Here is an 8,541-nt window from a genome sequence, read left to right as displayed (position 1 = left end):
CCGTTCCTTAGGACTTTCATTGTGCGCCACCGTGTTCCGATATCAACGGAGGGGCGATAATGGCCCGAACGCTCGGACATTCGCGTGGCACGGTCATCTGCGCTGAGCAGATGTTCTGTGGTCGATTACGTGCCAAGATGAACGCAGCGCGCACCGGGCGGGCGTGACAGTCCCGGAGTTTCGGAGATAGGCAGGAGTACGAGGCATGCCACCACGCGAAGACGATGGAGCGCCGTCGAAGCCGTTGCCCCCGGATCTTCCGGTACCCAACCACTGGGGTGATCTGGCGAATCGGGCCGGCGGCGATCGGGATTGGCTCAAGTTCGACCCACAGTCGGCGCTCCAGCTGGGCCAGGCCATCTCGGATCTCCGGGAACATATGCGTGCGTTGCGCCGAACCTCGGAAATGATCCAATGGGTGCCGGACTTCGCTGATGTCAAGGCCGGACTGCACTCCGGTCATGCGATGGCCAGCAAGTTCGGTCAGCAGGGCGTCGAAATGTATCGCATCCTCGACGCGCATACGAAGATCCTCGATGACATGCTGGACACGGTCGTCGCCGCGGGTAAGAACATGACCAACGCCGAGGACGGCAACGCCGAAGAACTTCGTCGGCAGTTGGAGTTGATCAACAGCAAAACCTTGTCGACACCCACCGCGGAACACTCGAAAGACGACACCATCAAGCCCACCACTCAGTTGGACACCGAGCAGTGGGGCGACGGTACTTTCGGAAAATACAATACAGGCAAGGAAGATAAAGACGGCAATACCATCTACAACAATGACTCCAACGTCGGTAAAGATGATCCATATAAAGTAAAGGATAATAGAGAGCAGCCGGATATCAAGGCGGCCGCATACGAGAAAACCTCGATCGGCGCTGAAACCGCCCCGGGGTGGGATGGTCTTTATCAGAACGGTAAATACCTGGAACACTCCAAGCCTTGGTCGTGGATCGAGGGCGTCGCCAAGAACTGGGGAGTCATCGGTGGCAAGCTGGATACCCTCAAGGTCGAATTCGGCAACAAGGTCGAAAGCGCGATAAACGGCAAATCGAAGTGGGAGGGCCTGGGCGCTCAGGCGATGCAGGATGCGCTCTCGAAGTATGGTCAATCCATCGAGCCGTTGGCTCAGACCGCGAAACAGACGCAGACTATCCTCGATTATGTCCGGGGCTTCCTGGAAGACACCGAATATTGGGCGCCGGACATGCCCAAAGAAGAACTCGACAGAAACTATTGGCTGTCGGACCGTCAGAGCCTCTTCCAGCAGACCTATATCCGTGGCATCGACTTCACGGCCGATAAAATCCCCACTCTCAGTTATCCGACCGCGGCCTTCGAGGGCCTGCAGCCCGTCCAGTTCGACCCCAAGGACATCAATAAAGACGGCAAAGTCGATGACAAGGATTTCAATCCGCTCGACAAGAATAAAGACGGCAAGGTCGACGAAAAGGACTTCGACCCCAAGGACACCAACCGCGACGGCAAAGTCGACGGGAATGAACTCAAGGCCGCGAAGGGGACGCCGGGCATGCCCGGCATGCCGGGCGGTTCGCCTGGCGGAAGTCCGGCCAACAGTAAGCCGGGCGGCGGCCTGACCCCGCAGCAGAAGAAGGCGCAGCAAGACGCCGAAAACAAGGCCAAAGACGCGGAAAAGCAGCGCGCGGCTTGGGACGAGAAGATGCGCAAGGAGGCGGAGCGGCGCGCCAAAGAGCAAGAGGCGTACGAGAAGCAGCAGCGCGCCGAGAACGACCGCCGCCAGTCCGAGGCGGAGCAGCGGGCCAAGGACGCGGCCGCGAAACAGGATGCGGCGCAACGGGAGGCGCAGGAGCGGGCGAAGCAGCAGGAGGCCTCCGCCGCCGCGAGGGAAGCGGCGCAGTCCGCGCAGCAGGCAGCACAGCAAGGCTTGCAGGCGGCGCAACAGGCTGTGCAGGAAGCTCTTTCGGGTGGGCAGAAGGGCCTGACCGAGGCGATGACCGCGGCTCAGCAGGCTGCTCAGAACGCGATGACCGGCGCGCAGTCCGCACTGAACAATTCCGGCATGCCCAAGTTGGGTGACCTGGCATCCAAACTCGGCGGCCCTGGGCCGGGTCCCAGTTCCTTGGCGAAGGGATTGGGACTTACCGAGGCCGCCAAACTGTTTCCACGCGCGGGCGCGAGCGCGGCCACGGCCGCCGGTACCGGTCTCGGTGCCCTCGGTCGTGCCGGTGCCGCCTCGCCGATGCAGACAACGCCCGGTTCCCCCGGCCCGGCCGGTGCGGCAGGGCAGGGTGCGGGCGCGGGCAACCAGGGCTACAAGCGCCCGGCCTACCTCGATTCCGACAAGCACCTGGACGAATTGCTGGGTGAGGCGCCGAAGGTGGTCAGGCCGGTGGTCGAAAAGTGAATCGCACGTGGAAATTGACTGACCTGGAGTTCATGGCGCTGTGGTCCCGTATCAAGGGCGCCAACCTCCCACAACCGTTCACCTTCATCAGCGATCTGCCGACCCATGAGGGATATCTCCGTGAATTGCGCAGTATTCGCGAAAGCTGGCGCGCGGCCGAGGACCACGGCCGGAACCGGATGGCCGAGGATGTGCTGAGTCCGGATCTCGGTTTGGTCGTGCGCGCGCTCGACCCGAGTGATCATCGCCGCATCGAGAGCCGGATCCGCTGGCTGGCGGTGCGGCGCGAAGACCGTGGATACCTGGTGAAACAGTTGCCGGGCCGGACTTTCGAGCACGCCGGTGGCTTCACGGTCACCGAATGCGATCCGTTGGCGCTGGCCCGCGCGGTGGTCGCGCAGCTGCCCGTAGTCCAGGCGGGGAAGAGCGGCCCGATCAAGTTGTCGATGTCCGCAGACGACGAGATGGACGACAGTGTCGGGACTTCCGGACTATGGGACGACCCGTACGGTGCCTCCAGCTCGGCGTCGGTGGCTGCCGAGAAGTTCGAAAGCGCTGTTCCGGCGCTGAAAGGCACGATCGAGGTATTTCAGGGTCGATCGATCTTCGGTCCCCGGGGTGAAACCAGGCGTTTGATCGAGTGGCGCGATCTGTCGGATGACGGCCGGTATGTAATCGCACCGGCAGCGCCGCCGATCGCGCAGCCGGCCGACGCGACACGGTTCACGGCCATGATCAACGCCGAGATCGCGATAATTATCCGAGCGATCAAAGACGAGCGACTGACACACAGCGCGTGAGAGCGCACGAATACGACGATGCCCCTCGTTCTCCCGGCATGCTGCTCGGCCGAATCCCTCTACACTGATCACCAAGCGATAAGGGGATGATGCGATGTCCACAGCGGCGAACTTCAGTGGCACCATCTCGGTGAAGACCACCGAACAGGGTCTGCCACTGGCCATTTCGATCGAGCCGGGCGAGTTGCGGCGCGATCCCACGGAGCTCGCGAATCAGATCATGCGGTTGTGCAGGCAGGCGGGGAACCGGGCCGGTCTGGCGCGGCGGGAGCAGTTGCAGGAGGCGGGTTTGAGTACGGAGATGCTCAATCTGACCGGGCTGCCGAAGCCGGAAGATGTCGCGGCCCAGGAGTGGGTCGAGGAAGAAGAGTACGAGGAAGAGCCGCAGAGCTGGTTGAGGGACGCCTGATATGAGTACCAATCCGGTGATGGACGAGATCGAGGCGCGGGCGCATCGGGTGCTGAACCGGCTGCGCGATCTCGGTGACGAGATGGCCAAGATCCGCGAGCGGGAGACGTCCGAGGACGGCGCGGTCACCGTCGAAGTGGATGGCAGCGGTGCATTGCGGGACTTGCGATTCACCGGTGCGGTGTCGCGGATGTCGCCCGGTGAATTCGAGCAGGCCGTGGTTTCCACGGCGCACCGCGCGGCGGCCCAGGCGATGGCCCGGATGGGCGAGCTCATTACCGAGTTCAATGAAGAATCCGCAGCTCAGACCTAGTGTGACACCTAAGATTTACTCTCCCTTAAGAGTTTTGACCCGAATATTCACTGCGCAGCACATCACATGATCCGGTAGATTCGGGCCAGACAAACCAATCATTTTCTCGCAGAGGGTGTTTCCGATGCCTCACGGTCATGACATGAATCCCTGGCCTAATGTGGCCGCAGAACCTGATGCGATCCGGGCCTACGCCGCCGCCTCCGCGCAGATGGCGGCCAGCGTCGCGACCGCCGGCTCGGTGAACCAGGCCGCCACCATGGCCGCCGCCATCCCGGTATTCGGTTTGATCGGTCAAGATTTCCTCGCTTCCTTCGCGGTCGCGCAGGCCAATCACCTCACCTCGGTCGCCGAGCTCGCCTACGTGCACGGCATGACGGCGGTCACCTGCCAGCAGGCCGCCACGGAATACCAAGGGACGGACGCGCTTTCGGGCGCCGACATCGCAGCGGCCGGTAACGCCTGATGTCGGACCTGGTCGATCAGTCTGTGCTGGGCATGCTGCGCGAGAGCGCGCTGGGCCCGACGCTGGACCGGCCGGTGAACGATGTCCTCAAGGACATGGGTTTGCCTCAGCTGCCGGAAATCCCGCCGCTGCCGCCGCTTCCGGGGCTGCCGCCGTTGCCGGTGATCGACCTGTCCCTGCTGACCAAGCCGCTGACGGATCTCGCCGCCACCTTCGGCACCGGTATCTTCCCGGCTCCGGCAGCCGCGCCCGCCGCCACGGGTGATCCGGCCGCGCAGCCCGCCGCCGCGCCCGTCGTCGATCCGACCGAGGTGCTGTCACAGGTCTCCAGCGTCGTGTCGACCGTGGTGCAGCTGGGTGGCACGGCGCTCACGATGGCGATGCAGATGTGGCAGAGCCAGGCCGCGGCCGAAGCCGAGAACAAGGGCAAGGAAGCGCAGAAGGACGGCGGCAACGTCGCTACCCAGGCCGCGCAGGAGTCAGCCGGTGTCACCGCCGCCGCGAGCTCGGTCTTCACCGGCGGCGCGCTGATGACGGCCATCATCGCCAAGTACATGGCTCAGCTCACCGTGGCGCTGCCGCTGCTGGCGACGCCGGGCGGTCAGGCGTTCCTGGTCGCGGCCACAGTGGAGACCATGGCCGAGGCCACCGCGGTGGTCGCGAAGACACGCGCCGAGCTGACTGCGCACAGCGCGGAAATGACGGCCACCGGCCAGAAGGTTCCGGTCACCAATGCCCCCAAGGGCATGGATCAAACGCAGATGCTGTCGATGCTGATGCAGATGATTCCCACGCTGACCAGCGCCGTCTCCTCAGGCATGGAATCGGCCGTCTCCCTGCACAAGACACTGAATCCGGTGACGTCCCCAGACCTGACCAAGGAAAAGGACACGGAGAAGCTCGCGAAGGCGGAGTTGGACAAGAGCGCGCTCAAGTCCGGCGCGGGCGGCGGTGGCGGTGGCATCGGTGGTGGTGGCGGCGGTTTGGCCGCCGCGGCCCGCCAGCTCAGCCCGTGGGTGGATGGTCGTACCGCGGGCAATCTCGGTGCGGCGGGCACGAACCCCGCCAGTCCGGCCTCCTCGGCGATGCAAGCCGGGGCCAGTTCGGCGGCACGCGCCAGTACTACCGCGGCGTCCAGCTCGCCGGGCATGATGCCGATGTCGCCGATGGCGGCGGCCGGCATGGCGCGCGGCGCCGAGGAAGGCGCCGCCGGTTTGCGCGACGAGTTGGTGTCGGCACAGCACGGCAACGAGGTGGTGGGCGACATCGAAGGCGCCTCGCTGCCGGTGGTCGGCGCCGCGGCCGTCGATGGACTGAACAACGAACCGCCGGACCAGGCACTCACCCTCTGATAGGAGGACGTCATGGAATTCGATCGCGTCGGGGCAGTCAAGTCCGCCACCGCATTGGACGCCCTCGCCGACCGGCTGGAAGCCGATCTGAAAGCCAACACACCCGCTCTTGCCGTGGAAGCGGCCGGGCTGGACGAGGTTTCGCAGCGAGCGGCGGAAACTCTGCGCGGTGTGGCGGCCTCCTATGACGAAGCCGCGACCGCGGGCGTTCTCGAGCTACGCAAATTGGCGGCAGCGCTGCGTTCGCAGTCGCAGCAGCTGCTGGCGATGGACACCGAGAACGTCGCTGGTCTCGGGTCTTCGGTCTAGCGCGAGGCGGGGGAATATGGTCGAACCGCCGGTCCCCGGCTTCACCGGTGTGGTCTGGGAAGCCAGGCCCACCGAGAAACTGGCCCAGGATCTCAGCACTGGCCGAGGCGCGGTGCCGATGGCCGAAGCGGCTGCGGCGTGGACGCGGCTCGGCGCGAGTTTCGGTGGCGCCGTGGTCGAATACGACCAGATCATCAGGGCCATCGGCGAGAGCTGGCGTTCGGAGACGAGTCCGGAGATCCTGGACCGGATCACCAAGCTGCGCGAATGGTTGCTCGAAGCGGCCGGCTCGGCAGCCCAGAACGCCACCAAGACCAGCGCGCAGGCGCTCGCCTATCAGGTGGCCCAGCTGGCGATGCCGCACGTGACCGAGGTCGCCGCGCTGGAGCAGGCGAAGAAGACGGTAGAGGCGATCGGCGTGGGCCTGGGCGCACCCTTGGTGGGTGCGGCGGCCGACATCAACGCCGAACAGGATATGGCCAAAGCCAATGCGGCCCGGGTCATGCGCGTTTACGAGGAGGCGACCAAGCCGCTGGAAACGCCGTGGACGCAGTCGACGCCGCCGGTGATCGCCAACAACGCCGCTCTGGAAGCGGAGCGAGCCGCGAACGAGGTCCGGCCGACGACGAAACCGATGCCGTCGACGGCGCTGCCCGCCTCGTTGGCCTCGGCGCTCGCCCGGGCCGTGCCGCCACCGCGAGCGAAATCCGCGTTCACGACGCAGGCGGTGGCTTCGGCCGCCGCCTCCGCCGAACCGAAACCCCTTCCTGTGGAATCGGCCCCGGTCGCCGGCGATTCGTCTTCCGCGAACCGGATGGGTACGCCCGCCACCATGGCGCCGATGACGGGCATGCAGGACGACGAGCGCACCGTGCGCGCCGGCGCCGCCTCGGCGCAGCCGGACAAGCCGTTCGAGGTGGAAGCCGGTTTCGCCGCCGCCCCACCGGTTCTCGGCGGTCCGGCCGAGCCCGCACCTAGAGCTACGGCACCGGGGGCGGCATGACCACGATGACGAACGACGGGCTGCTCGCGGTGTCCGACCTGCTCGGAGTCCAGACCCTTCCGCTCGTTCTGGGCGTCGGCCCGCAACAGGATTCGGTCGAAGCCTGGCAGGCCGCACGGGAAGCGGCGATCGCGGAGCTGCGAGCCGCGGGGTTGGTCACCCCCTACGACGACGTCGCCACCGACCTCGCCGACGCCTTGTTCATCTTGTCCAACCCCGAGCGCGAACTCGCCGCGCGGATCTACACCGAGTCCGGCGTCCGCCAGGTTTGCGTAGTGCGCAAGGGGGCTCAGCACGCGGTCGCCACCAGATGCGGTGACACTTTCGAAGTGCGCACCATATGGTGTGACGGCCGCGGTGAGGCCCTGGCGCGACCGGTGCTGGAGCTGCTCGGCCGGTCCGCGGCCGCAACCATCCCCAGCATCAGCGCACCCCTCGACGAGCTGCGCGAAAGGCTGGATGAGGCAACCAATTCCAGTGACTACGCCAACGTCTTCTACGGCCGCGGTGTGGCCGAACGCGACGCCATCGAGTTCGGTCTGGCCATGTCCAGCTGCCACGCGCACGCGGAGATCGTCGCCTACGCCTACGACGACGGCGTGACCACCAGAACGTCCGGAGCGGTAGCGGTGTACGACACCTCACGGGGTCGCATCGCCGCCAGTCCCGGCGCTGCGCCGGACCTGCGGGTCTGGTCGACCTTCACCCCGGGTACCGATCACCGGATCGCACAGGCGATTACGGCGTTGATCGAGACTCTGCCCGGAGGAAGGTGGATGCCCTAGTTAACGCATCGGAACTCACGAACCGACCGAACCACCGCGGCGACAGCGCAGCGGATGATCGAAATAACCACCGAAAAGAAGAGGTGAACAATGACCACTAGCTTTACCGCAGCCGAAGCCGCCGCCGTCGTCGAGGAGTACCACGAGGCGGTCGCCGGCATCAAGAAGACCATCGGCGCAGTTCAGGATACCTTCGACGCGGCCCGTTCGGGCTGGGAAGGTGCCGCCTACGTCGCGGGCCAGAAGGCCTCGACCGCTTGGCAGGAAGAAACCGAGCGCATCAACGGCAAGATCGATGTGATGAATCAGACCATCCAAGAGGGCAACAAGACTCTCGAGGCGGTCGATCCGGCCAACGTCGACGCCCTGACCAACCTGATCTGACGATTTTTCTCGAGAGGAGTTCACGCCATGGTCGACGACCGGATGAAGTATGACAGGGCTACCCAGGATCGGCTCATCAGCGAAATGGATGGGTACTACAAGGACCTGGACATGTACAAGGATCAGTTCGTCGCGGCGCGCGACAAGCTGATCGCGAAGGCGTGGGAGGAGAACTCGGCGCTGGAGACCTTCAAGACCCAGGCCGATAGCCTGCTCGATGAGCTGGGTGACACCCACACCAAGCTGCAGGCGCTGCGCACCGCGATCGACGGCGCGTTCACCAACGCCTTCGACGCCGACAAGAAGGTCTACAACTCCTTCTGACCCG

At 65.0% G+C, this 8,541-nt stretch carries 11 protein-coding genes; all 11 read left to right on the top strand.

Annotated features, from left to right (window positions below; all coding sequences use genetic code 11):
* The first annotated feature begins 205 nt into the window (after positions 1 to 205).
* The 11 genes from BJ987_RS01570 to BJ987_RS01520 all read left to right on the top strand — a co-directional run bounded on the left by BJ987_RS01570 (position 206) and on the right by BJ987_RS01520 (position 8,537).
* On the top strand, positions 206 to 2,392 hold the full coding sequence (locus BJ987_RS01570; protein WP_209883987.1) for a cell envelope integrity protein TolA: 2,187 nt from the start codon (positions 206 to 208) through the stop codon (positions 2,390 to 2,392).
* Between the two features lie 14 nt (positions 2,393 to 2,406).
* The gene (locus BJ987_RS01565) at positions 2,407 to 3,192 is read left to right on the top strand and encodes an ESX secretion-associated protein EspG (RefSeq protein WP_209883985.1); all 786 of its coding nucleotides are present in this window, start codon (positions 2,407 to 2,409) and stop codon (positions 3,190 to 3,192) included.
* Positions 3,193 to 3,286: 94 nt separating this feature from the next.
* The gene (locus BJ987_RS01560) at positions 3,287 to 3,601 is read left to right on the top strand and encodes a hypothetical protein (RefSeq protein ID WP_209883983.1); all 315 of its coding nucleotides are present in this window, start codon (positions 3,287 to 3,289) and stop codon (positions 3,599 to 3,601) included.
* A gap of 1 nt (position 3,602) precedes the next feature.
* On the top strand, positions 3,603 to 3,914 hold the full coding sequence (locus BJ987_RS01555; protein WP_245365764.1) for a YbaB/EbfC family nucleoid-associated protein: 312 nt from the start codon (positions 3,603 to 3,605) through the stop codon (positions 3,912 to 3,914).
* 142 nt (positions 3,915 to 4,056) lie between these two features.
* Positions 4,057 to 4,380 (top strand): type VII secretion target, encoded by a 324-nt coding sequence (locus BJ987_RS01550; protein ID WP_209883982.1) that lies wholly within the window; start codon positions 4,057 to 4,059, stop codon positions 4,378 to 4,380.
* On the top strand, positions 4,380 to 5,732 hold the full coding sequence (locus BJ987_RS01545; RefSeq protein ID WP_209883980.1) for a hypothetical protein: 1,353 nt from the start codon (positions 4,380 to 4,382) through the stop codon (positions 5,730 to 5,732). The genes BJ987_RS01550 and BJ987_RS01545 overlap by 1 nt, the downstream gene beginning before the upstream one ends.
* Positions 5,733 to 5,744: 12 nt before the next feature.
* A complete protein-coding gene (locus BJ987_RS01540) occupies positions 5,745 to 6,041 on the top strand; it encodes a PE family protein (protein WP_209883978.1) in 297 nt (98 codons plus the stop codon).
* Positions 6,042 to 6,057: 16 nt separating this feature from the next.
* The gene (locus BJ987_RS01535) at positions 6,058 to 7,044 is read left to right on the top strand and encodes a PPE domain-containing protein (protein ID WP_209883976.1); all 987 of its coding nucleotides are present in this window, start codon (positions 6,058 to 6,060) and stop codon (positions 7,042 to 7,044) included.
* Positions 7,041 to 7,829, top strand: a complete 789-nt coding sequence (locus BJ987_RS01530; RefSeq protein ID WP_209883974.1) for an ESX secretion-associated protein EspG — start codon at positions 7,041 to 7,043, stop codon at positions 7,827 to 7,829. Before BJ987_RS01535 ends, BJ987_RS01530 begins: the two co-directional genes overlap by 4 nt.
* A 90-nt stretch (positions 7,830 to 7,919) precedes the next feature.
* A complete protein-coding gene (locus BJ987_RS01525) occupies positions 7,920 to 8,213 on the top strand; it encodes a WXG100 family type VII secretion target (protein ID WP_209883972.1) in 294 nt (97 codons plus the stop codon).
* A gap of 27 nt (positions 8,214 to 8,240) precedes the next feature.
* On the top strand, positions 8,241 to 8,537 hold the full coding sequence (locus BJ987_RS01520) for a hypothetical protein (protein WP_209883970.1): 297 nt from the start codon (positions 8,241 to 8,243) through the stop codon (positions 8,535 to 8,537).
* Positions 8,538 to 8,541: the final 4 nt, after the last annotated feature.

The sequence above is a fragment of the Nocardia goodfellowii genome, assembly GCF_017875645.1.
GTDB lineage: Bacteria > Actinomycetota > Actinomycetes > Mycobacteriales > Mycobacteriaceae > Nocardia > Nocardia goodfellowii.
This window is presented reverse-complemented; position numbering and strand designations above follow the sequence as displayed.

Coding starts and splice junctions, on each gene's coding strand:
- BJ987_RS01525 (WP_209883972.1), top strand. CDS start 7,920: ATGACCACTAGCTTTACCGCAGCCGAAGCCGCCGCCGTCGTCGAGGAG.
- BJ987_RS01535 (WP_209883976.1), top strand. CDS start 6,058: ATGGTCGAACCGCCGGTCCCCGGCTTCACCGGTGTGGTCTGGGAAGCC.
- BJ987_RS01545 (WP_209883980.1), top strand. CDS start 4,380: ATGTCGGACCTGGTCGATCAGTCTGTGCTGGGCATGCTGCGCGAGAGC.
- BJ987_RS01555 (WP_245365764.1), top strand. CDS start 3,603: ATGAGTACCAATCCGGTGATGGACGAGATCGAGGCGCGGGCGCATCGG.
- BJ987_RS01520 (WP_209883970.1), top strand. CDS start 8,241: ATGGTCGACGACCGGATGAAGTATGACAGGGCTACCCAGGATCGGCTC.
- BJ987_RS01530 (WP_209883974.1), top strand. CDS start 7,041: ATGACCACGATGACGAACGACGGGCTGCTCGCGGTGTCCGACCTGCTC.
- BJ987_RS01570 (WP_209883987.1), top strand. CDS start 206: ATGCCACCACGCGAAGACGATGGAGCGCCGTCGAAGCCGTTGCCCCCG.
- BJ987_RS01550 (WP_209883982.1), top strand. CDS start 4,057: ATGAATCCCTGGCCTAATGTGGCCGCAGAACCTGATGCGATCCGGGCC.
- BJ987_RS01560 (WP_209883983.1), top strand. CDS start 3,287: ATGTCCACAGCGGCGAACTTCAGTGGCACCATCTCGGTGAAGACCACC.
- BJ987_RS01540 (WP_209883978.1), top strand. CDS start 5,745: ATGGAATTCGATCGCGTCGGGGCAGTCAAGTCCGCCACCGCATTGGAC.